Annotated in this window: 22 protein-coding genes, 3 tRNA genes and 1 pseudogene; 17 read left to right on the forward strand and 9 right to left on the reverse strand. The window is 63.0% G+C overall.

Annotated elements, in window-relative coordinates:
- The first annotated feature begins 68 nt into the window (after positions 1-68).
- From ACK3BK_RS09085 to ACK3BK_RS09095, 3 genes are all read left to right on the forward strand, one after another.
- Complete coding sequence (locus ACK3BK_RS09085) at positions 69-752, forward strand: response regulator transcription factor (RefSeq protein ID WP_186669619.1); 684 nt, start codon at positions 69-71, stop codon at positions 750-752.
- The gene (locus tag ACK3BK_RS09090) at positions 749-2,074 is read left to right on the forward strand and encodes an ATP-binding protein (protein ID WP_186669617.1); all 1,326 of its coding nucleotides are present in this window, start codon (positions 749-751) and stop codon (positions 2,072-2,074) included. Before ACK3BK_RS09085 ends, ACK3BK_RS09090 begins: the two co-directional genes overlap by 4 nt.
- Before the next feature lie 168 nt (positions 2,075-2,242).
- Positions 2,243-3,643, forward strand: coding sequence for an aspartate aminotransferase family protein (locus ACK3BK_RS09095; RefSeq protein WP_411384139.1), 1,401 nt, complete (start codon positions 2,243-2,245; stop codon positions 3,641-3,643).
- A gap of 41 nt (positions 3,644-3,684) precedes the next feature.
- Here ACK3BK_RS09095 and ACK3BK_RS09100 read toward each other — a convergent pair whose 3' ends face one another.
- The 3 genes from ACK3BK_RS09100 to ACK3BK_RS09110 all read right to left on the reverse strand — a co-directional run bounded on the left by ACK3BK_RS09100 (position 3,685) and on the right by ACK3BK_RS09110 (position 7,579).
- The gene (locus ACK3BK_RS09100) at positions 3,685-4,731 is read right to left on the reverse strand and encodes an ornithine cyclodeaminase (protein WP_411384140.1); all 1,047 of its coding nucleotides are present in this window, start codon (positions 4,729-4,731) and stop codon (positions 3,685-3,687) included.
- Between the two features lie 18 nt (positions 4,732-4,749).
- A complete protein-coding gene (gene ctlX / locus ACK3BK_RS09105) occupies positions 4,750-5,667 on the reverse strand; it encodes a citrulline utilization hydrolase CtlX (RefSeq protein ID WP_186669611.1) in 918 nt (305 codons plus the stop codon).
- A gap of 148 nt (positions 5,668-5,815) precedes the next feature.
- A complete protein-coding gene (locus ACK3BK_RS09110) occupies positions 5,816-7,579 on the reverse strand; it encodes a sigma-54-dependent Fis family transcriptional regulator (protein ID WP_411384141.1) in 1,764 nt (587 codons plus the stop codon).
- A 223-nt stretch (positions 7,580-7,802) separates the two neighbouring features.
- On the opposite strand from ACK3BK_RS09110, the gene ACK3BK_RS09115 reads away from it, so the two are divergent.
- From ACK3BK_RS09115 to ACK3BK_RS09140, 6 genes are read left to right on the forward strand one after another with little or no spacing between them, the layout of a single operon-like run.
- A complete protein-coding gene (locus tag ACK3BK_RS09115) occupies positions 7,803-8,897 on the forward strand; it encodes an ABC transporter ATP-binding protein (RefSeq protein WP_186669607.1) in 1,095 nt (364 codons plus the stop codon).
- Positions 8,897-9,994, forward strand: a complete 1,098-nt coding sequence (locus ACK3BK_RS09120; protein ID WP_411384142.1) for an ABC transporter ATP-binding protein — start codon at positions 8,897-8,899, stop codon at positions 9,992-9,994. Before ACK3BK_RS09115 ends, ACK3BK_RS09120 begins: the two co-directional genes overlap by 1 nt.
- Entirely contained in the window at positions 9,991-10,854 is an 864-nt protein-coding gene (locus ACK3BK_RS09125) for a carbohydrate ABC transporter permease (RefSeq protein ID WP_186669603.1), read from the forward strand. Before ACK3BK_RS09120 ends, ACK3BK_RS09125 begins: the two co-directional genes overlap by 4 nt.
- Positions 10,855-10,857: 3 nt before the next feature.
- Positions 10,858-11,658: a carbohydrate ABC transporter permease gene (locus ACK3BK_RS09130; protein ID WP_186710442.1), complete on the forward strand. Its 801-nt coding sequence runs from the start codon at positions 10,858-10,860 to the stop codon at positions 11,656-11,658.
- Between the two features lie 12 nt (positions 11,659-11,670).
- Complete coding sequence (locus ACK3BK_RS09135) at positions 11,671-11,943, forward strand: DUF2160 domain-containing protein (protein WP_054892396.1); 273 nt, start codon at positions 11,671-11,673, stop codon at positions 11,941-11,943.
- A 36-nt stretch (positions 11,944-11,979) separates the two neighbouring features.
- A complete protein-coding gene (locus ACK3BK_RS09140; protein ID WP_411384143.1) occupies positions 11,980-13,719 on the forward strand; it encodes an ABC transporter substrate-binding protein in 1,740 nt (579 codons plus the stop codon).
- 71 nt (positions 13,720-13,790) lie between these two features.
- Here the strand turns inward: ACK3BK_RS09140 and folD are convergent, their stop codons facing one another.
- Positions 13,791-14,645 carry a bifunctional methylenetetrahydrofolate dehydrogenase/methenyltetrahydrofolate cyclohydrolase FolD gene (gene folD / locus ACK3BK_RS09145; RefSeq protein WP_186669596.1) on the reverse strand — a complete coding sequence of 285 codons (855 nt, stop codon included), beginning with the start codon at positions 14,643-14,645 and terminating at the stop codon, positions 13,791-13,793.
- 288 nt (positions 14,646-14,933) lie between these two features.
- On the opposite strand from folD, the gene ACK3BK_RS09150 reads away from it, so the two are divergent.
- The 3 genes from ACK3BK_RS09150 to ACK3BK_RS09160 all read left to right on the forward strand — a co-directional run bounded on the left by ACK3BK_RS09150 (position 14,934) and on the right by ACK3BK_RS09160 (position 15,274).
- Positions 14,934-15,010: transfer RNA gene (locus ACK3BK_RS09150), tRNA-Arg, on the forward strand.
- 46 nt (positions 15,011-15,056) lie between these two features.
- Positions 15,057-15,132: transfer RNA gene (locus ACK3BK_RS09155), tRNA-His, on the forward strand.
- Between the two features lie 57 nt (positions 15,133-15,189).
- Positions 15,190-15,274: transfer RNA gene (locus ACK3BK_RS09160), tRNA-Leu, on the forward strand.
- 200 nt (positions 15,275-15,474) lie between these two features.
- Here ACK3BK_RS09160 and ACK3BK_RS09165 read toward each other — a convergent pair.
- From ACK3BK_RS09165 to ACK3BK_RS09185, 5 genes and pseudogenes are all read right to left on the reverse strand, one after another.
- Positions 15,475-15,693 carry a hypothetical protein gene (locus ACK3BK_RS09165; RefSeq protein WP_411384144.1) on the reverse strand — a complete coding sequence of 73 codons (219 nt, stop codon included), beginning with the start codon at positions 15,691-15,693 and terminating at the stop codon, positions 15,475-15,477.
- Positions 15,690-15,980, reverse strand: coding sequence for an ogr/Delta-like zinc finger family protein (locus ACK3BK_RS09170; protein WP_411384145.1), 291 nt, complete (start codon positions 15,978-15,980; stop codon positions 15,690-15,692). Before ACK3BK_RS09170 ends, ACK3BK_RS09165 begins: the two co-directional genes overlap by 4 nt.
- Positions 15,981-16,180: 200 nt before the next feature.
- Positions 16,181-16,372: a hypothetical protein gene (locus tag ACK3BK_RS09175; protein WP_411384520.1), complete on the reverse strand. Its 192-nt coding sequence runs from the start codon at positions 16,370-16,372 to the stop codon at positions 16,181-16,183.
- A gap of 88 nt (positions 16,373-16,460) precedes the next feature.
- Positions 16,461-17,276 (reverse strand): DUF2303 family protein, encoded by an 816-nt coding sequence (locus ACK3BK_RS09180; RefSeq protein WP_411384146.1) that lies wholly within the window; start codon positions 17,274-17,276, stop codon positions 16,461-16,463.
- 47 nt (positions 17,277-17,323) lie between these two features.
- Positions 17,324-17,538: pseudogene (locus tag ACK3BK_RS09185) on the reverse strand (hypothetical protein); the annotation flags it as partial.
- 329 nt (positions 17,539-17,867) lie between these two features.
- On the opposite strand from ACK3BK_RS09185, the gene ACK3BK_RS09190 reads away from it, so the two are divergent.
- The 5 genes from ACK3BK_RS09190 (at position 17,868) to clpP (ending at position 22,162) form a co-directional block, all read left to right on the forward strand.
- A complete protein-coding gene (locus ACK3BK_RS09190; protein WP_186669594.1) occupies positions 17,868-18,647 on the forward strand; it encodes a class I SAM-dependent methyltransferase in 780 nt (259 codons plus the stop codon).
- A gap of 44 nt (positions 18,648-18,691) precedes the next feature.
- Positions 18,692-19,483: an alpha/beta hydrolase gene (locus ACK3BK_RS09195; RefSeq protein ID WP_411384147.1), complete on the forward strand. Its 792-nt coding sequence runs from the start codon at positions 18,692-18,694 to the stop codon at positions 19,481-19,483.
- Between the two features lie 88 nt (positions 19,484-19,571).
- On the forward strand, positions 19,572-19,871 hold the full coding sequence (locus tag ACK3BK_RS09200; RefSeq protein WP_411384148.1) for a DUF6388 family protein: 300 nt from the start codon (positions 19,572-19,574) through the stop codon (positions 19,869-19,871).
- 244 nt (positions 19,872-20,115) lie between these two features.
- On the forward strand, positions 20,116-21,429 hold the full coding sequence (gene tig / locus ACK3BK_RS09205; protein WP_186669588.1) for a trigger factor: 1,314 nt from the start codon (positions 20,116-20,118) through the stop codon (positions 21,427-21,429).
- Positions 21,430-21,520: 91 nt separating this feature from the next.
- A complete protein-coding gene (clpP, locus tag ACK3BK_RS09210; RefSeq protein ID WP_029613529.1) occupies positions 21,521-22,162 on the forward strand; it encodes an ATP-dependent Clp endopeptidase proteolytic subunit ClpP in 642 nt (213 codons plus the stop codon).
- Positions 22,163-22,217 lie beyond the last annotated feature (55 nt).

Raw genomic sequence — 22,217 nt, forward strand, 5'->3', positions numbered from 1 at the left:
GTGAGGTTCATAATCGGCGCTTAATCCCGTTTTGTTGCACTGCGCATCCACTTACCCGGAGATTTCCCATGCACGTACTGCTCTGCGAGGACGACGACCTGATCGCCAGCGGCATCTGCGCCGGCCTCACGGCCCAGGGCCTGACAGTCGATCGGGTCGCCAGCGCCTCGGCGGCACGTGCACTGCTCCAGGCAGCCCAGTTCGATGTGATGATCCTCGACCTGGGGTTGCCCGACGAAGACGGCCTCAAGCTGCTGCGTCGCCTGCGCCAGCAGGGCGAGGTGCTGCCCGTGCTGGTGCTCACGGCCCGTGATGCGGTCACCGACCGGGTCGATGGCCTGCAGGCCGGCGCCGACGACTACCTGCTAAAACCTTTTGACCTGCGTGAGCTGGCGGCGCGCCTGCACACCCTCCTGCGCCGGGTGGCCGGGCGCGCGGTGAATGTCATCGAGCACGGCCCCTTGGTCTATAACCCCAGCAGTTGCGAGGCGACCCTGGCCGGTCGTCCGGTCGATCTGTCCCGGCGCGAACAGGCATTGCTCCAGGCCTTGCTGCAGAACCCCGGGCGCGTGCTGTCCAGCGAACAGCTCAAGGATTGCGTGTATGGCTTCAGCGATGAAGTCGAGAGCAATGCCCTCAACGTTCATATCCACCACCTGCGGCGCAAGCTTGGCAACAGTATCGTCGAGACGGTGCGCGGGCTGGGTTATCGCCTGGGTGCGGCGCAGGCCCCGCAGGAGACCGCACCATGAGCCTGCGGGTTCGTCTGTCGCTGATCCTGGGCAGTGCCTTCATCCTGATCTGGATCCTGGCGGCGGCCTGGATGTTGCGCGACCTGCGCCAGCAGATGATGTTCTCCCTCGACCAGCGCCTGGTGGCCTCGGCGCGGATGGTCGCGGGCCTGGTCGACCAGTTGCCGCAGCCGCTGGGGGCCAAGGGCCGGGACGCGCACTTCGCCGCCGACCAGTTCAGCGTGCCGGACGGTATGGCCTGCCAGGTCAGCTCCCTGCGCGGCGAGATCCTCGCCAGCAACCACAAGCATGATGGCAGCATGGACGATCAGCGCAGCGGCTTCCGTGACCAGACGATCGACGGCAGTTCATGGCGCACCTTCACCTACAACCATGGCGATGTGCGGATCACCACGGCCGATCGCCATCAGGAACGCGAGGCGCTCAACCAGTCGATCCTGCTGGCCGCTTCGGCACCGGTGCTGATGGCCTTGCTCGGCAGCCTGGGGCTGCTGTGGATTGGTCTGGGCAAAGGGCTGGAGCCGCTCAACCGCATGCGTGACGCCCTGCGCAAGCGTCGCGCCGACAGCGTCGAACCCTTGCAGGTGGCGGGCATGCCCAGCGAACTGCAACCCTTGCTGGAAACCCAGAACCAGCTGTTCCTGCGTATCGCCCAGACCATCGAGCGCGAGCGACGCCTGACCGATGATGCCGCTCACGAACTGCGCAGTCCGCTGACGGCCATCAAGACCCACCTGCAAGTGGCGCGCATGACCGACGGTAGTGTGCGCGAGCAGGCCCTGGAGCACGCCGAGCAGGGCGCCGACCGCATGCACCGGACCTTGGAGCAGTTGCTGATGCTGGCGAGGGTCGAGGGCAGCCTGTCGTTCGAAGATGGCGTGCTGTGCAGTGCCGAACAAGTCGCGCGCCAGGCGGTGCAGGATGCCGGTGGCGGTGACAACCGGCGAATCGTCGTGCGTCTGCCTGAAGAGGCCACCCGCATCTATCTGGGTATGCCCGCACCCTTGGCGGTGGCGGCGCTGCGCAACCTGCTGGACAACGCCCTGCGCCATGGCGGCAACGAGGCGGTGGAGCTGGAGGTGCAGATGGCCGATGGGCAGGTGGGCTTCCTGGTTCGCGATCATGGCCCGGGTATCGCCGACGAGGACCTCAAGCACCTGACCGAGCGTTTCTGGCGCAACAGCAAGAGTGTCGGCAGCGGGCTGGGCTTGGCGATTGTCCAGGCGATCGTCCAGCGCTGCGCGGGCAGCTTGCGTTTCGACAGCCGCAGTGACGGGCTGCGGGTCTGGCTGCAGGTGCCGACGCGGGAGGCTCGGGCCTGATCATCGGCCAATGTGGCATTTCGCGGGTGCGCCTGTGAAATGCCACATTGGCCCCCGAATCTGCTAAATCCACACCCCACTCAAGCGTCTCCCAAGCGATGACTTCCCGACACACATCCGGTTACAGGGACGTGGCGGGCATTCCTACTTGCTTGCGAGGGTTCGCCGATGTCTACCGCTTCCAGCCTTGCCCAGGCACTGCCGGCCGTTGCGCCGGAATCTCTGTACCACTTCGAGGATTCAGCCTTGCTGTTGCGTCAGCAGCAACAGGAATCCAATGCCCGCAGCTACCCGCGTCGCATTCCGCTGGCGCTCAAGCGTGCCCGTGGTATCCATGTCGAGGACGTCGAAGGCCGCCAGTTCATCGACTGCCTCGCCGGTGCCGGCACCCTGGCGCTGGGGCACAACCACCCGGTTGTGGTAGAAGCGATCCAGCGTGTACTGGCCGATGAGCTGCCGCTGCACACCCTCGACCTGACCACGCCGGTCAAGGATCGATTCGTTCAGGACCTGTTCGCGGTGCTGCCCGAGGCGCTGCGTCGCGAGGCGAAGATCCAGTTCTGTGGGCCAACCGGCACCGACGCGGTGGAAGCCGCATTGAAGCTGGTGCGTACCGCCACCGGACGCAGCACGGTGCTGGCCTTCCAGGGGGCCTACCACGGCATGACTCAGGGTGCGCTGAGCCTGATGGGCAGCCTGGGGCCGAAACAGCCCTTGGGTGCGTTGCTCAACAGCGGCGTGCAGTTCATGCCCTATCCCTACGACTACCGCTGCCCGTTCGGCCTGGGCGGCGAGGCGGGGGTGCGTGCCAACCTGCATTACCTGGAAAACCTGCTGCTCGACCCGGAGGCCGGGGTACAGCTGCCAGCGGCAGTGATTCTTGAGGTGGTCCAGGGCGAGGGCGGTGTGATTCCGGCCGATATCGAGTGGCTGCGCGGCGTGCGCCGTATTACCGAGCAGGCCGGGGTAGCGCTGATCGTCGACGAGATCCAGAGCGGCTTCGCCCGCACCGGGCGGATGTTCGCCTTCGAGCACGCGGGTATCGTGCCGGACGTGGTGACCCTGTCCAAAGCCATTGGTGGCAGCCTGCCGCTGGCGGTAGTGGTCTACCGCGACTGGCTCGACACTTGGGCGCCTGGCGCTCACGCCGGGACCTTCCGTGGCAACCAGATGGCCATGGCCGCCGGGTCCGCGGTGATCAATTACCTGGTGGAGCATCGCCTGGACGAACACGCCGCCACCATGGGCCAGCGCCTGCGCGGCCACCTGCAACACCTGCAGCGTGACTATCCGCACTTGGGTGATATTCGCGGCCGAGGCTTGATGCTGGGGGTCGAGTTGATCGATCCGGACGGTGCGCTGGATGCCCTCGGTCACCCAGCCGCGTCACGCACCCTGGCACCGAAGGTTCAGCGCGAGTGCCTCAAGCGCGGCCTGATTCTCGAGCTGGGTGGCCGGCATGGCGCGGTGGTGCGTTTCCTGCCGCCACTGATCATCAGCGCCGAACAGGTCGATGAAGTGGCTGACCGCTTCGCCCGTGCCGTCCAGGCGGCAGTGGCAAGCGACTGATCGAAGCCTGCGGGGGCTGTGCACCACAGCCCCCGCAGTGCTCATGCTGCGCTGGCCTTGCGCGCCGCGGTTTGTGGTTGCAGCAGAGCGAACAGGTCCTTCGGGTTCTCAAGCTCGGGGACCAGCGCAATGTCCTGGCCGATATCCAGCGCCTTGGCCACATCCAGCACATAGCGCAGCGCCGAATAATCCTCCAGGGCAAAGCCTACCGAGTCGAACAGGGTCACCTGCGCGGCGTTCTCGCGACCGGCAGCTATCCCTTCGACCACTTGCCAGAATTCGGTGGTCGGCGAATCCGCCGGCATCTGCTGGATTTCACCTTCGATGCGGCTCTGCGGTTCGTACTCGACGATCACCCGTGCGCGCTCGACGATCTCGCGGTGCAGTTCGGTCTTGCCTGGGCAGTCGCCGCCCACGGCGTTGAGATGCATGCCCGGCTCGATCATTTCGGGGGTGAGAATGGTGGCATAGGCCTTGTCGGCGGTGACCGTGGTGACGATGTCTGCACCGCGTACCGCATCGGCCACGGACGCTGCGATGATCAGCTTGAGCGTCGGATAGCCGGCCAGGTTGGCCGCGAGTTTCTGCGAGGCGGCGCGGTCGATGTCGAACAGGCGAATCTCTTCGATGCCGAGCAGGGTGTGGAAGGCGATGGCCTGGAACTCGCTTTGCGAACCGTTGCCGATCAGCGCCATGCTGCGGCTGTCCTTGCGTGCCAGGTAGCCTGCGGCCAGGGCCGAGGTGGCGGCGGTGCGAATAGCGGTGGTCAGGGTCATTTCGCTGAGCAGCACCGGGGCGCCGGTGTCGACATCACCCAGCGCGCCGAACGCCATCACGGTGAGCAAGCCATTGTGAGTGTTCTTGGGGTGGCCGTTGACGTACTTGAAGGCGTACAGGCTGGCGTCGGACACCGGCATCAGCTCGATCACGCCATCGGGCGAGTGGTTGGCCAGGCGCGGGCACTTCTCGAAATCGTGCCAGCGCAGGTAGTCGCCACGAATGTATTCGGCCATCTCGGCCAGGCAGGTGGGCAGGCCCTTGCGGTTGACCAGGCGGGCGAGGTCTTGCACGTCGATATAGCGGGTCATGGAGTGCTCCTTTGGGGCTCAGTGGCGCGAGGGAAGGTGGACTTCGGCGAGCATGCAGCGTGCGCTGCCACCGCCAATGCGTTCGATGTGGTCGATGTCGACCACCAGCGGATGACTGTGGCGCTCGACCTGGCGGCGTTGGCCGGCGTCCAGCGAGCGCCAGGCGTTGCGCGACATCACCAGCAGCGAGCGGCCGCTGCGGTCGTGCACTTCGAGCATGTTGCCGGCGAAGCCCTCCAACTGGTCGAAACCTAGTGCCAGCACCTCCTTGCCGGTGTCGCGCAGGGAATGTTCGAGGGTGCGGCGTTCGTCGGCGTGGGGCAGGGCGTCTAAGCAGGCGACGGCCAGGGTGCGACCGACGTTCATCATCACGTTGCTGTGATAGATCGGTGCCTGCTGGCGATCGAGGGCGTGGAACAGGCACAGGCGGTAGCCGAGGCGTTCGGCGAACTGGCGCAGCGCCTGTTCGTGGGTGCGACCGGAATGGCAGGCGTAGCTGATACGGTGTTCGCGATCCAGCACCATGCTGCCGGTGCCTTCGAGGAACAGATTCTGCTGCTCCAGTGGGCTCAGGTCGATGGTGCGCTCGATGGCGAAACGCTCTTCGATCACCTGCAGCACACCCTTCTCACGCTCCAGGCGACGGTTGTGACCTTCCATCGGGTAGAGCACCAGGCTGCCATCGGCATGGCTGCTCCACCAGTTGTTGGGGAAGATCGAGTCTGGGGTGTGCGGTTCGGGCGTGTCCTGCACCACCAGCACCTCGACGCCGTGCTGGCGCAAGGTCTGCACGTAGCCGTCGAACTCTTCGAGGGCTTTGCTGCTGGCCGCGTCAGGGTCCAGGGGGGCATTCTGGAAACGGTTGTTCAGGGCGGTGTCGGGGTTGAAGGCGAACCGCGCCGGGCGAATCATGAGGACGGTATTTGTTGTTTGCATTGGGCACGCATCCACAGGTGGGCTGTGTGTCCATTTTCCGGTGCGGCAGTGGGAAAAGCCTGCTGAACGGCAGGTAGTCGGCAGCGGCTCCAGCTGAAATGGTGGATGTGGCAGCGGAATCGGCTGTGGAGCCCTAGCTCAGGCCCGCTCAGCCTGCGGCCGTCGAGCGCAGCCGCTTGTACAGCGTCGTGCGGCTGATCCCCAGCGCCCGGGCCACCGATGAAAGATTACCGTTGGCTTCGTGCAGCAGGGCGTTGAGGTCTTGCCCGGTGTCGGGCGGTTCAGGTGTGGGCAGGAGCGTCGCAGCTTCCGCCAGGAACGCCGCTGGCAGGTGCTCCTCGCCGATGGCATCAGGCCCGGCCAACGCCAGGGCAACCTGCATCACGGTCACCAGCTCGCGCAGGTTTCCCGGCCAGGGATGCTGTTCGAGCAGCGCCAGTATCCGCGGCGACAAGCGTTGTACCTGCCCGGGTTCGCGGTAACGCGCATGCACCTGCTCGATCAGCGCCCGCCGATCGCTGCGCTCGCGTAGCGGGGGCAGTGCCAGTGCCAGCCCGGCGATGCGGTAGTAGAGGTCTTGGCGAAAACGCCCGGCCCGGACTTCGGCAGCCAGGTCCAGGTTGCTCGCCGAGACCACGCGAATGTCCACCGCCACCGGCTCACCGCTGCCCAGCGGCTGGATGCAGCGCGACTGCAGTACGCGCAACAGGCGGGCTTGGGTTGGCAGGGGCATGTCGCCAATTTCGTCGAGAAACAGAATGCCGCCGTCAGCCTTGCGGATCAGCCCGGTGTTGCCTTTGTGGTGGGCACCGGTGAAGGCGCCTTTCTCGTAGCCGAACAATTCCGACTCCACCAGTTCTGCCGGGATCGCCGCGCAGTTCACCGCGATCAGTGGCTGGTCGGCGCGGCTGCTGGCCTGGTGCAGGGCATTGACGAAGACTTCCTTGCCAACGCCTGTCTCGCCCTGGATCAGCACTGGAATATCCTTTTCCAGCAGCAGGCCGGCCTGGGCCAGCGCCTTGCTCACGCGAGGGTCGCTGCTCGGGGGTGTGCTGCGCACAGGTTGATGCGGTGCGCGCCACTGGCAGTGGAAACGGTGGCGACCGGCGACCTGCAGGGCGAAGGCGCTTTCCTGAGGGTGGGCGAGAATCTGTTTCAGCGAGGTCTGGAACAGCTGTTCGAGCGTGCACTGCCGCGGATCCTGGCCCAGCAGGCTGTCGGCGCGATGATTGGCGGCCAGCACTCGCCCATGCTCGTCGAACAGCAGCAAGCCGGCCCAGGGGCTGTCGAGGTTGTCGGGTGCGGTATTGAACAGCAGTTGCCCGTGCCGGTCGCTGTGGGCGGCGAGAATCAGGCGATTCTCCAGGCTCTGGCCCATCATGCGCACCAGGCCGAGGGTCTGGGCGACGGGCAGGTAGCCATCGCTTGAGACATCCAGTACGCCCACCAGCCGACGCTCGGCATCGAACAAGGGCGCGGCGGCGCTGGCCATGTAGCGGTTCTGGCGCAGGAAATGCTCGTCCTGGCCGACGTGGATGGCCTCACCGCAGGCCAATGCCGTGCCCAGCGCATTGGTGCCCACGCCGCGTTCCTGCCAGTGCGCGCCTGGGGTGAAACCGTGCTGCTGGCGCGGCTCGACGAAGCGCCGCGTCCCCCAGGCATCGAGCAGGCAGCCGCCGGCATCGGCGAGCATCACCAGGTAGCTGGAGTTGCCCAGCAGGTGTGTGTACTGCGGCAGTACTGCGTCGCGGGTCAGTTGCAGCAGGGCCTGACGATGCTCGAGCAGTTCGTTCAGTTGTGCGCCGGTCAGGCAGTCGAAATCCGGCGCGCTGTGCGGTTGCAGGCCGTATTCGCGGCAGCGGGCCCAGGAGGCCTGGATCAGGTGGGCGTGGGTCGGGGTGTCAGCGGCCATGGGCCTGTCCCTGTGTGATTGTTGTTGTCGGCGACCGCCCTTGAGTGTCGTTCACAACTGTTCATTGTCAATGCCGTGATTGTTCAACTGTCCAGCGAAACTGTTCATTTGTGTTCGCAGGCGAACAGGGTGCTGCTGCGTAGAGCCGGTGCCAGAGCGTTCGGCGGTTTCTGGCACGGTTCTGGCTCCGTTCGGCGGACAACAATCACAAGAAGGCTACGCCATGACCCTGGTGCTGGAGCAGGTCAGCCGCCACGTCGATAACCAGGCCTGGATCGCCGAGGCCAGTCTGCGTTTCGAGCCGGGCTCGTTCAACGTGCTGCTTGGCCGTACCCTGTCTGGCAAGACCAGCCTGATGCGTCTGATGGCCGGCCTGGATCGCCCGGACAGCGGGCGGGTGCTGATGGATGGCGAGGACGTCACCGGGCGCCCGGTGCGTGAACGCAATGTGTCGATGGTCTACCAGCAGTTCATCAATTACCCCACCCTCAGCGTGTTCGAGAACATCGCCTCACCGCTGCGCCAGGCGCGCCTGCCGGAGGCGCAGATCCGCCAGCGGGTGCACCAGACGGCCGAGATGCTGCGCATCGAAGCCTACCTGCAGCGCCTGCCGCTGGAGCTTTCCGGGGGGCAGCAGCAGCGCACGGCGATGGCCCGTGCGTTGGTCAAGGACGCTTCGCTGATCCTCTTCGACGAGCCGCTGGTAAACCTCGACTACAAGCTGCGTGAAGGGCTGCGCCAGGAGCTGCGCGCGCTGTTCGCCGAGCGCAACTGCATCGCTGTGTATGCCACCACCGAGCCGAACGAAGCCTTGGCCCTGGGTGGCACCACCACCATCCTTCATGAAGGGCGGCTCCTTCAAAGCGGCCCCACCGCCGAGGTCTATCACAAACCCTGCAACGTGCTGGCCGCCGAGTTGTTCTCGGAGCCGCCGATCAACCTGGTCAGCGGGCGGGTCGCGGGCAACGAGGTGAGCCTGGCCGGTGCGGTGCACTTCGCCCGTACCGACGATCTGCGCGCCCTGGCCGATGGCGACTACCGCTTCGGTGTACGCCCCAGCCACATCACCCTGGTGCCGTCCCATGACGACGACCTCGAGCTGACCGTGCTGGTCGAGCTGGCTGAAATCAGCGGCTCGGAGACCTTCCTGCATGTGCGCAACGAGCACTGGCGGATGATCCTGCACCTGCCGGGTGTGCACGAATATCAGGTGGACACCCAGGTTCCGGTGTTCATCCCCACCCACAAGCTGTTCGTCTTCGACAGCACCGGTCAATTGGTACAGGCCCCTGGCCTGCGCCAGGGGAGGCGCCGCTGATGGCCGAGATCTGCTTGCATCGCCTGGCCCACAGTTACAGCCGCCAGCCCGCCAGCGCTGCCGACTATGCCTTGCACGAGCTCGAGCACGTCTGGGAGCAGGGCGGGGCCTACGCCTTGCTCGGGCCTTCCGGCTGCGGCAAGTCGACCTTGCTCAACATCATTTCCGGCCTGCTCAGTCCGTCCCAGGGAGAGGTGCAGTTCGACGGTCAGCCGGTCAATGCGCTGTCGCCGCAGCAGCGCAACATTGCCCAGGTGTTCCAGTTCCCGGTGGTGTACGACACCATGAGCGTGTTCGACAACCTGGCCTTCCCCCTGCGTAACCAGGGCCTGGACGAGCGGCGGGTGAAGGCGCGCGTCGAAGAGATCGCCGAGGTGCTCGACCTGGGGCCGGTGCTGAAGAAAAAGGCGCGCAACCTGAGCGCTGACGAAAAGCAGAAGGTCTCGATGGGCCGCGGCCTGGTGCGCGACGATGTGTCGGCGATCCTTTTCGACGAGCCGCTGACGGTGATCGATCCGCACTTGAAATGGAAGCTGCGGCGCAAGCTCAAGCAGATTCACGAGCAGTTCAACATCACCATGATCTATGTCACCCACGATCAGCTGGAGGCCTCGACCTTCGCCGACAAGATCGCGGTGATGCACGGTGGGCGCATTGTCCAGTTCGGCACCCCGCGCGAATTGTTCGAGCGCCCGCGCCACACCTTCGTGGGCTACTTCATCGGCAGTCCCGGGATGAATCTGATCGAGGTGCGTGCCGAAGCCGATGGCGTGAGTTTCGGCGGTCTGCACCTGCCGTTGCCGGATGGCCTGCGCGAGCGCCTGGCCGAGCAAGCGGGCGAGCGCTTGCAGGTGGGGATTCGTCCAGAGTTCGTGCAGGTCTGGGACCGCCCGATCGATGATGCCTTCGAGGCCCAGGTCCTGGATGTAGAAGACCTGGGCACCTACCGCATCCTCACCCTGGAGTTGGCGGGCGTCACCCTCAAGGCTCGCATGGGTGAGGACCGTCCCCTGCCTGAAGGGCGCGCATGGGTCAGCCTGCCGGCGCAGTGGCTGATGCTCTACGTCGATGACCTGCTGCTGGAGGCCGCGCCATGAACAAGGTGCCGAACAACAAGGCATGGTGGCTGGTGCTGCCGGTGTTCCTGCTGGTGGCCTTCAGCGCCGTGGTGCCGATGATGACGGTGGTCAACTATTCGGTGCAGGACATCTTCGACGCCTCCAACCGCTACTTCGTCGGTGCCGACTGGTACCGCCAGGTGTTGCGAGACCCCGCATTGCACGATGCGCTGTTGCGTCAGTTCATCTATTCGGGCTGCGTGCTGCTGATCGAGATCCCGCTGGGCATCGCCATCGCCCTGACCATGCCGACCAAGGGGCGCATGGCCTCGGTGTGCCTGATCATCATGGCCATTCCACTGCTGATCCCGTGGAACGTGGTCGGCACCATCTGGCAGATCTTCGGCCGCGCCGATATCGGGCTGCTTGGGGCTACCTTGGCCAAGCTTGGGGTCAGCTACAACTATGCGGGCGATCCGCTGGATGCCTGGGTCACGGTGCTGGTGATGGATGTCTGGCACTGGACCTCGCTGGTAGCGCTGCTGTGCTACTCGGGGTTGCGCGCCATTCCCGACGTGTACTACCAGGCTGCGCGCATCGACCGCGCCTCGGGTTGGGCGGTGTTTCGCCATATCCAGCTGCCGAAGCTCAAGAGCGTGCTGCTGATCGCGGTGATGCTGCGCTTCATGGACAGCTTCATGATCTATACCGAGCCTTTCGTGCTCACGGGCGGCGGGCCGGGCAATGCCACCACGTTCCTCAGCCAGACCCTCACGCGCATGGCGGTCGGGCAGTTCGACCTGGGGCCGGCGGCGGCGTTCTCGCTGGTGTACTTCCTGATCATCCTGCTGGTGTCGTGGCTGTTCTATACCGCCATGACCCACGCCGACAAGGAGTAGGCCATGACCTTGCGCAAAGCGGTGCCTTTGCTGCTGTACTTCTTCTTCCTGCTGGTGCCGATCTACTGGCTGTTGAACATGTCGTTCAAGAGCAATACCGAGATCCTTGGCGGGCTGACCCTGTGGCCGCAGGCGTTCACCTTCGACAACTATCGGGTCATTTTCACCGACCCGAGCTGGTACAGCGGCTACCTCAACTCGTTGTACTACGTGTGCCTGAACACGGTGATCTCTCTGGCGGTGGCCTTGCCGGCGGCGTATGCGTTCTCGCGTTATCGTTTTCTCGGTGATCGCCACCTGTTCTTCTGGCTGCTGACCAACCGCATGGCGCCACCGGCGGTGTTCCTGCTGCCGTTCTTCCAACTGTATTCGTCCATCGGCCTGTTCGACACGCACATTGCCGTGGCCCTGGCCCACTGCTTGTTCAACGTGCCGCTGGCGGTGTGGATCCTGGAGGGGTTCATGTCGGGGGTGCCAAAAGAGATCGACGAAACCGCCTACATCGATGGTTACAGCTTCCCGCGTTTCTTCGTGAAGATCTTCGTGCCGCTGATCGGCTCCGGGATCGGCGTGACAGCCTTCTTCTGCTTCATGTTCTCGTGGGTCGAGCTGCTGCTGGCGCGAACCTTGACCTCGGTGAGCGCCAAGCCGATTGCGGCGGTGATGACCCGCACCGTGTCGGCCTCGGGTATCGACTGGGGAGTGCTGGCGGCCGCCGGGGTGCTGACCATCCTGCCTGGCATGCTGGTGATCTGGTTTGTCCGCAACCATGTGGCCAAGGGCTTTGCCCTGGGCCGGGTATAGGAGGGCGCAAGGATGGAGTGGATGGCCTGGACCTTGCCCACGGCGCTGTTCTTTGTCGCCGTCGGCGTGCTGCTGTCGTGCATGACTGTGTTCGAGCTGCGTCGCCCCTGTGTGGAGCGGCGCGGTTTTCTGCCGCTCGTCACCAGTCGTGGCGACCGGTTGTTCATCGGCCTGCTGGCCAGTGCCTACCTGCACCTTGCGGTGATCGGCGCCAGCGACTGGCCGCTGTGGGTGGCCTCGCTGCTGTCGCTGGCCTGGCTCGTGGTGGTGCTGCGCTGGGGTTAGCCCGGGGCGGCGTATCATTTCAATCGGGAGATTACAATGTTCGATAACGACAACAAGCGGCGACATTTGACTCTGGCCGCGGCGCTGCTGCTTGGCGGCCTGCAGGGCACGGCGTGCGCCGATCAGTACGAGGACGCGGCGAAAAAATGGATCGGCAGCGAGTTCAAGCCTTCCACCCTGAGTGCCGAGCAGCAGATAGCGGAACTCAAGTGGTTCATCAAGGCCGCCGAGCCGTTTCGTGGGATGAAGATCAACGTGGTGTCGGAAACCCTCACCACTCATGAGTATGAGTCCAAGGTACTGGCCAAGGCATTCAGCGAGATCACAGGCATCCAGCTCACCCACGACCTGTTGCAGGAAGGCGATGTGGTGGAGAAGCTGCAGACGCAGATGCAGTCGGACAAGAACATCTACGACGGCTGGGTCAACGATTCCGACCTGATCGGCACGCACTTTCGCTATGGCAAGGTGCAGTCGATCACTGACCTGATGGCCAACGAAGGCAAGGACTACACCTCGCCTACGCTCGACCTGAAAGACTTTATCGGTATTTCCTTCACCACCGCGCCAGACGGCAAGGTCTACCAGTTGCCTGACCAGCAGTTCGCCAACCTTTATTGGTTCCGCGCCGACTGGTTCGAGCGCCCTGATCTGAAGGCCAAGTTCAAGGAAAAGTACGGCTACGAGCTGGGTGTGCCAGTGAACTGGTCGGCCTATGAAGACATTGCCAAGTTCTTCACCGAAGACGTCAAGGAGATCGATGGCAAGCGTGTCTACGGCCATATGGACTATGGCAAGAAAGACCCTTCGCTCGGCTGGCGTTTCACCGATGCCTGGTTCTCCATGGCAGGTGGCGGCGACAAAGGCCTGCCCAATGGCTTGCCGGTGGACGAGTGGGGCATTCGCGTTGAGGACTGCCACCCGGTTGGCTCCAGCGTCACCCGTGGTGGCGACACCAACGGCCCGGCAGCGGTGTTCGCGACTCAGAAGTACGTGGACTGGCTGCGCGCCTATGCGCCGAAGGAAGCGCAGGGCATGACCTTCTCCGAGTCCGGCCCGGTGCCGGCCCAGGGCAATATCGCTCAGCAGATCTTCTGGTACACCGCCTTCACCGCCGATATGGTCAAGCCCGGGCTGCCAGTGGTCAACGCCGATGGCACGCCGAAGTGGCGCATGGCGCCGTCGCCGAAAGGGCCGTATTGGGAAGAGGGCATGAAACTGGGTTACCAGGACACCGGTTCCTGGACCTTCTTCAAGTCCACCCCCGAAAAGCAACGCCTCGCGGCATGGCTGTACGCACAGTTCGTGACCTCGAAAACCGTGTCGTTGAAGAAGACCATTGTCGGTCTTACGCCGATCCGCGAGTCGGACATCAACTCCCAGGCCATGACCGAGATGGCGCCCAAGCTGGGTGGGCTGGTGGAGTTCTATCGCAGCCCGGCCCGGGTGCAGTGGACCCCGACCGGCACCAACGTGCCTGACTACCCGCGCCTGGCGCAGCTGTGGTGGAGTCATATCGCCGAGGTGGCAAGTGGCGAGAAGACCCCGCAGGAAGCCCTCGACGGCCTGGCCCGTGACCAGGACCGCATGATGGAGCGGTTGCAGCGTTCCAACGCCCAGGCCACCTGTGCACCCAAGCTCAACCCAGAGCGTGATGCGCAGTACTGGTTCGACCAGCCGGGCGCGCCGAAACCCAAGCTGGCCAACGAGAAGCCGAAGGGCGAGACGGTCAGCTACAACGAGCTGCTCAAGTCGTGGGAGGAGGCGCGCAAGTGATCAGTTGCCGAACCGCTTAATGAAAACGGCACCCTTGGGGTGCCGTTTTCATTGCTGCGCGCCGAGAATGCTTACTTGTGCAGCTCTTCAGCCGCGTACAAGGTGTTCTCCAGCAGGCACGCTCGGGTCATGGGCCCGACGCCACCTGGAACCGGCGTGATCCAGCCGGCGCGGGGCAGGGCGGTCTCGTAGACCACATCGCCCACCAGCTTGCCGTCGTCCTGGCGGTTGATGCCCACGTCGATGACGATGGCGCCTTCCTTGACCCACTCGCCCTTGACCAGCCCCGGCTTGCCGGCCGCTACCACCAGCAGGTCGGCGCGACCAACGTGGCCGGCCAGGTCCTTGGTGAAGCGATGGCAGACGGTGACGGTACAGCCGGCCAGCAGCAGTTCCATGGCCATCGGGCGACCGACGATGTTGGAGGCGCCGACGATAACGGCGTTCATGCCGTACAGGTCTTGCCCGGTGCTTTCCAGCAGGGTGACGATGCCCTTCGGGGTGCATGGGCGCAGCAGCGGGATACGCTGGGCCAGGCGACCGATGTTGTAGGGGTGGAAACCATCGACGTCCTTGTCCGGACGAATGCGCTCGAGCAGCAGCGAAGCGTCCAGATGCGCTGGCAGCGGCAATTGCAGCAGGATGCCATCGACGGCCGGGTCGTCGTTGAGACGGTCGATCAGATCGGTCAGGGCTTGCTGCGTGGTGTCGCTGGGCAGGTCGAACGCCTGGGAGATGAAGCCGACTTCCTCACAGTCCTTGCGCTTGTGCGAAACGTAGACTTGGGAGGCCGGGTCGGTGCCGACCAGGATCACCGCCAGGCCTGGCGTGCGCAGGCCTTGCTGGCGGCGCTCGGCGACACGTTGGGCGATCTGCTTGCGCAGGTTGGCGGCGATCGCCTTGCCATCTATAAGGTGTGCAGTCATAGACGCGTGATTAACCATCGAGAAGGGAACAATAAAGAGGGCGCATTCTCGCACGAGCCGGGCCGAGGGCAAAGGCGCGTGGTCGGGCAAATCCCCTAACCCCTTAAATAATTTAAATTTTTTTGAAAAAAGTGTTGACGACCTTTCGGCTCGTCTATAACATTCGTCGCACTTGTCGGGCACAACCTAGCACTGGTTAGCAAAGTCAGGCAGAATGAGTGGATTTGCTAGCTCGTTCGGTAAGGCTGAAAATTGATTTGCAATCGTAACGAAAAGCAGATTGAATATGCGCCCGTAGCTCAGCTGGATAGAGCATCCGCCTTCTAAGCGGATGGTCGCAGGTTCGAGTCCTGCCGGGTGCGCCATAAGGCAGCTTAGGCAAGCAAGTAGGTAACGTAACACCGCAATATGGTGGGCGTAGCTCAGTTGGTAGAGCGCTGGATTGTGATTCCAGTTGTCGTGGGTTCGATTCCCATCGTCCACCCCATATTCTTCAAAGGCGCCTTGATTGTATAATCAGGCGCCTTTGTTTTAAGTGCATCACGCGGACGTGGTGAAATTGGTAGACACACTGGATTTAGGTTCCAGCGGCGCAAGCTGTAAGAGTTCGAGTCTCTTCGTCCGCACCATCTAAGCTACTGTTTTTAAAGGGTTTCACCATGTCGCGCCCTCTTTTCGGGAGCGCGCTGGGAACAAACTGGGAACAGCGGCACAAAAAAGGCAGCCATTCAGGCTGCCTTTTTTCGTTGGTGCGTGTCGAGCATCCAGAGCACTGGCCGGAACAGGCCACTGCCGGGATGGACGCCGAGAATGGCCAGCCGCTTGGTGGTCAGCCCTTCGAATTCAGCGACCGCCAGTTCAGCAATGCGCGGCACGAGCTGGACGGTACCTCCAGCGACTGGGGCAGGTAACGGGTGCAGTTGTTGAGCACCTGGTCATCACCGGTCAGATGTTCGCCGCGGTGGCGCAACAGGAAGGCCACCGCCGCTTGCTGCATCGCCGCGCGATAGTCAGTTTCGGGGTTGCTGTGCAGGGCTGTGACGTTCATGCGGTGACGGCCTCATCCAGTTGGTCGAGCAGATCGGGTTGATCGGTGTCGCACTTCATGGCCTGGCGGCGCATGGCTACAGGCGCGACGGGTAGTTGCACTGCGGGGTTCGGCATGCCGCTGGGACTCATCTCGTGCGTCATTGTGAGTTCGGCCCGTACAGACCAGCCGCAGGCCTCGTTCACGCGCTGCAGGTAGGCAATGCGCAGGAAAACGTGGGTGCCTTCGCTGGTGCGGATGCGCATCTTGCCACCGCAGTGGGGGCATACGAGCTTGTAGGTGCTCATGCTCAGATTGGCTCGGCAACTTCAAAGGCAATTTTCAAAGGGCTGATGACATCTTCGATCCCCGCCGGACGGTGGAAAAATTGATGGTGTTTGGATACGAGGCGAAGACATCCGCTTTGCAGTTGATGACGTTGCCACCGCGCTAAAGGAGATCAAGTCCCGGCTAGGCAAGGACTGAACCATCCGCACCTGCATGAGCATCAGTACGCCGCTTCCCGGTTATGCAGTTGAATGGTGGCCAGGATTTCGAACTGGCGAGCGGCCTGGTAACGGGTGCCGGCGCCGCCGCCACCGCAGAAGAAGTCGACCACGATTTGGTCGTCTTGCGGATCGAAGCCAAGGCCGTACTGGGTTTTGAAGTGGAGCGGGTTCTTTTTCTGAAACGCAGACACGGGCGGTCCTCGCCTGGGCGGCATGATTCTGAGAATTAGGGGGGGGCGGGATGGATCGAGGCCCCGCTGAGCAGGGCCTCTGATTGCATTACTTCGCGTCGAAGGTGCCCAGAGCCAGCTTGGCCGAGGCCTGGATGCTCTTTGCCAGGTAGTCCTTGAACTCCTGGGCGATCGCCTCTCGCTGTGTTTCCTCGCCGACCCAGCGCAGTTTCAGCACCGGTGCCGACCCGCCGGTGATCACCGAGACGCGCAGCTTGATTTCGTGGGTGCTCAGGCCTTCATACGGGGTGAGCTGAACCAGCAGCCAGGCCGGCAGGGTTTCCTTGCTGCTGGCCTCGATCGCGTCGAAGGCGCTGCGGCTGGCGCTGGTCTCTGAGGCCGAGTGATCGCTTTCCGAGCGCGCCTTGACGGTGATGGTGCGCACCGCTGCGATGGCCTTGGCCAGCGACATGTTTTCGCCTTCATCGCTCACTGCGGCCAGGTGTTGGCTCCAGTCCTCGATCCAGTTGCTGAGCTGCTCCTGGCTGAGGTTGGTGTCGGTCACCATCTGGAGCGCTCTGTAGGCTGCGGTCGCCTTCAGAGCGAGTACCGCGCGGTCGTCGGCATGGCCAGGGGTTGCCGGTGTGCCGATGTTGAACAGCACAACGCAGCGCATGGCGTCTTGCTCGATGAAGCCGCGGGCGTCCGGCGCTGCGCGCTCGACAACATAGGCGCCGAAGTCGGCCAGGGAGCGGGTGGTGTAGGTGCCACGGAAGCGGCTGCGACCGGCTTGGTACTTCTCCAGGTCGATGAGGGTGGAACTGTCCGGTGCCAGGGCGACCGGGGTATTGGTTGCGAGGCTCTTGCCAGCGCCAGCCAGGGCCAGGTCACCGATGTACTGCAGGGCTTCTTTGCTGATGGTCATGCGTTCTTTCCTTGTCGATCGCTGGGGTTGCGGGGTGGGATAGGGGATCAGGAGCGCGGGTGCACCGGCGCTTCATCGCAAGTAAAGAGTTGGCGTGCTTTTCGGGGAACAGGGAGAGCTTGCCATCGGCGTTGACGTGCATCGGCGTGTCAAGGCTGGTGTTCTCGCTGCGGTCGCCGCGCTTGGTCGGCGCCTTGAAGGCCAGCTTGTGCTTGATCTTGGCCTGAGCCGACTCGCCGATCTGGCTGAGGTCGAGGGTGATGGCTTTCTGGTAGTTGGTCATGGCCGCACTCGAATGGCGATGCGACGACCTTTCATGGTCACGCCGAGGCTGCGCGTCAGTCGGTCAAACGCATGAAAATCTCCTGAAAATGCCGCCTTGTGCGGCATTTTTCATGTCTGCAGCAAATTCCCAGGGCAGCGGAATTCTGGCGCATCCGTGTCATTTCGCTGGCGGGATTTTTTGTGTTCATCATTCGGCATCACCTCCCAGTCCAGTGTTAATGCGGGTTGGGCCTCGGTGTTGGCGGCTGGTCGGATTCTTGCTTGGCGTTTGGCGTTGATGCGATTCCGCGAATAAAAGGAACGAACATGAAAGTCTGCAGCACGCATAGGGATAGTCTGTATTACGTGGTTGGCGCGGTTTTCAATGCGCTGGAAAAACGCCCGGTGGTTGCCGAGCTCGGTGTGCTGCGTGGCGAGAACGCCCTCAAGCTGCGCGCAGCACTGACGCCAGAGCGCATGGTGCTGGCCGACAGTTGGAGCAAGGAGGCGAACAAGGCTTACAGTCCATTCGATCAGTTGCCGCCTTGGGTCTCTCCGGTGGACGACTACGAGTACTACTATGGTGGCTCGCTGCACGACGATGCGACCTGGGACCGCTTGTACCAGGAGTGTGTATCAAAGTTCGTCGACATGCCCGAGGTCACGGTGATTCGCTCCGAAACCATCGGTGCGATCGACAAGATCCGCGAGCAGACCGGCATCGAGCAGTTCGATTTCGTCTACGTGGATGCCAACCACCAGTACGAGTACGTCCTGCGCGACATGATGTACTACCAGGAGCTGCTCGGCCCGGACGGCATCATGATGCTCAACGACTGCTGCTTCAGTGCCAATGGCACCAAGCAGAACCTGGGCGTGCTGGAGGCGTTGGGCAGCTTCATGAAGCGTTCGGACTTCATTCCGGTGGCCATGACCAACACCGATTGGTCTGATGTGATCCTGGTGCGCCGCAATTCCGTGCTGGTGCAATTGTTCGACATGGCGCTGAGCAACTCCGACGTCCCTTACGTCGAGATCCCTCACCAGCTGATTACCGCCGCGCGCGTGGTATATGGTGCCCAGCGTCACAACCTCAGCTTCGTCTGATTTCGATGTGGGGAAGGGGTGTACTGGCTGTTGTGGGTGCTCTTGTGCTCGCAGCATGCCAGTCGCCGCGCGAAGCGCTGGAGCACAGGGCTGCCGAGTACGGTCGTGAGGTACAGGTGCTGGCGCTGGAAAGCTTTCCACTGCTGGTCGTGGCGCCCGCGCGGATGCCCGCAGCCAACGTGCTACGGGTTTATCTGGAGGGTGACGGCCATGCCTGGGTCACGCCCTCGCAGCCGAGTCTGGACCCTACGCCGCGGCAGACTCTGGTGGTCGACCTGGCCATGCAGGATCCGACACCTTCCTTATATATAGCGCGGCCTTGCCAGTTCGTTCAGGCGTCCGGTTGCACGCCGACGCTGTGGGTGGGGCGGCGGTTTTCCCCCGAAGTGCTGGACAGTCTTGGTCAGGCGCTCGACCAACTGAGGGCACGTTATGGCAATCAAGGCTTCGAGTTGGTGGGCTACTCCGGTGGTGGCGCGCTTGCCTTGTTGCTGGCGGGGCGGCGTGAGGATGTGTGGCAGGTCCAGACTCTGGCCGGCAATCTGAGTCCGGCTGAATGGGTGCGAATGCGTGAGCTGACGCCGCTGGAAGGGTCGCTCGAACCTTTGCAGTATCGGGAGCGTCTGGCGCGTATTCCCCAGCGCCATCTGCTGGGTGCAGAGGATCGTCAGGTGCCTGCTGGCGTTGCAGCGTTTTATGCGCGGCAATTGGGAGTGGCACGTTGTCTTGAGCTGGTTTCCATGCTAGGCGTGACCCATGAGCAGGGCTGGCAGCAGGCCTGGTCGAGCTGGCGGCAGCGGCCGCTGGCGTGTGCGCCTGTCGGCCTGAAGGATTGAGGGGCTTGCCCTCTGGTGGCAACGCTATAAAAGCTGATAGATTTCAGCCGGTTGAAACACCGGTCGGTGACCGGCAGGGGAAATACCGATGATTGCCAAAGAAGCGCGCCAGGCGTTGGCGCTGCAGCGATTTCGCGAGGCCAACCCGCAATTGCTCGAGGAGATCCACGAGCTTGACGCGCGCGAGCAGGCTCAGCAAGTCGAGTGGGCGTTCGAGGATGCGGCGCAAGAGCAGGGTGTCGAGCCCTGGGAACTGGCTCTGCAGTTGATCGCCGAAAGCCCGGAGCAATTGCAGGCCATGCGCCTGGGGACTCACCGCGAGGTGGCCGAGGCGCTGGGCATGTCGTGGGAAGAGTATTGCCAGTTCAATGAAATCGACCCGCAGTAACGGGCCGGCTCTGCAGCTGTAACTGTTTGACAAGTTTTTTCGGCGTGCGCCCTCCAAAGTGGTGCGCAGCCCTTGAGTAACGAGGCCTGACGCATTTTTGCGCCGGCCTGTAAACGAAATCGACCGGCGTGGTTGTCCGTCGTCCCGAGTGGGGTGACTTCTGGTGCGTGAGTCACTAGAATATTCGCCCTTGATTCTGGAGTCGGGCTATCGCCGGCTAACGTCTGTGCAACGAGGAATATCCATGCAAGTTTCTGTTGAAAACACTTCCGCTCTCGAGCGCCGCATGACCATCGCCGTTCCGGCCGAGCGCGTCGAGAACGAAGTCAACAAGCGTCTGCAACAGACTGCCCGTCGCGCCAAGGTCCCGGGCTTCCGTCCAGGCAAGGTGCCAATGAGCGTTATTCGTCAGCGTTACGAAGACGCTGCCCGCCAGGAAGCCTTCGGTGACCTGGTCCAGGCCTCCTTCTATGAAGCTGTGGTCGAGCAGAAGCTGAACCCGGCTGGCGCCCCGGCTGTGGAGCCCAAGTCGTTCGAGAAAGGCAAGGACCTCGAGTTCGTCGCCATCTTCGAAGTCTTCCCTGAATTCACCGTTGCCGGCTTCGAGTCGATCAACGTCGAGCGCCTGAGCGCCGACGTCGCTGACGCCGACCTGGACAACATGCTGGAAGTGCTGCGCAAGCAGAACGTGCGTTTCGAAGCCGTCGAGCGTGCCGCCGAGAAAGACGACCAGGTCAACATCGACTTCGTCGGCAAGATCGACGGTGAGGCCTTCGCCGGTGGTTCGGCCAAGGGCACCCAGCTGGTGCTGGGTTCCGGCCGCATGATCCCAGGCTTCGAAGATGGCCTGGTTGGCGCCAAGGCCGGCGAAGAGCGCGTTGTCAACGTGACCTTCCCCGAGGACTACCAGAACCTGGACCTGGCCAACAAGGCCGCCGAGTTCACCATCACCGTCAACAGCGTTTCCGCACCTGTGCTGCCAGAGCTGAACGAAGCCTTCTTCGCCCAGTTCGGCATCAAGGAAACCACCCTGGAAGGCTTCCGCACCGAAGTTCGCAAGAACATGGAGCGTGAACTGCGCCAGGCCATCAAGGCCAAGGTCAAGAACCAGGTCATGGACGGTCTGCTGGCCGCCAACCCGGTCGACGTGCCGAAAGCCCTGCTGGAAAACGAAGTCAACCGTCTGCGCGTGCAGGCTGTCCAGCAGTTCGGTGGCAACATCAAGCCTGAGCAACTGCCGGCCGAGCTGTTCGAAGAGCAAGCCAAGCGCCGCGTGGTTCTGGGCCTGATCGTCGCCGAGGTGGTCAAGCAGTTCGAACTGAAGCCGGACGACGCCAAGGTTCGCGAGATGATCGAGGAAATGGCTTCCGCTTACCAGGAGCCTGAGCAGGTCATCAACTGGTACTACAAGAACGACCAGCAACTGAACGAAGTCCGTTCGGTTGTGCTGGAAGAGCAAGTTGTAGATACTGTCCTGCAGAAAGCGACTGTGACCGACAAGTCGGTCTCGTACGAAGAGGCTGTCAAGCCAGCACAGGCTCCTGCCGAAGCTGAGTGATTTGCTACTCTCGTAGGAAACCCCACAAGCCAGCCTTCGGGCTGGCTTGTGCGTTATTAAAGCCATGACTATTTGGGAGTGAGTGCAGGACATGTCCCGCAATTCTTATATTCAGCAGAGCTCTGACATCCAGGCCGCAGGCGGTCTGGTCCCGATGGTTATCGAGCAGTCCGCCCGTGGCGAACGTGCCTACGACATCTACTCGCGCCTGTTGAAGGAGCGTGTGATCTTCCTGGTGGGTCCTGTAGAGGACTACATGGCCAACCTGGTTGTGGCGCAGCTGCTGTTCCTTGAAGCGGAAAACCCGGACAAGGATATCCATCTGTACATCAACTCGCCGGGTGGCTCGGTCACCGCAGGCATGTCGATCTACGACACCATGCAGTTCATCAAGCCGGACGTCTCCACGATCTGCATCGGCCAGGCCTGCAGCATGGGCGCCTTCCTGCTGGCCGCTGGTGCGGCAGGCAAGCGTCACTGCCTGCCGAACTCGCGCGTGATGATTCACCAGCCGCTGGGCGGCTTCCAGGGCCAGGCGACCGACATCGAGATCCACGCCCAGGAAATCCTCAGCATCAAGGCGCGCCTGAACGAGCTGCTGGCCTTCCACACCGGCCAGGACCTCGAGACCATCAAGCGCGACACCGAGCGTGACAACTTCATGAGCGCCTCGCGCGCGGCCGAGTACGGCCTGGTCGACTCGGTCTACGACAAGCGGCAACTGGTATCCTGAGCCTAGGCGCCAGAGCGGGCGGGCGCCGAAAGGGCCCGCCTGCGGACTTGAAAAA

This window comes from Pseudomonas sp. L7, from assembly GCF_046605565.1.
Lineage (GTDB): Bacteria > Pseudomonadota > Gammaproteobacteria > Pseudomonadales > Pseudomonadaceae > Aquipseudomonas > Aquipseudomonas wayambapalatensis.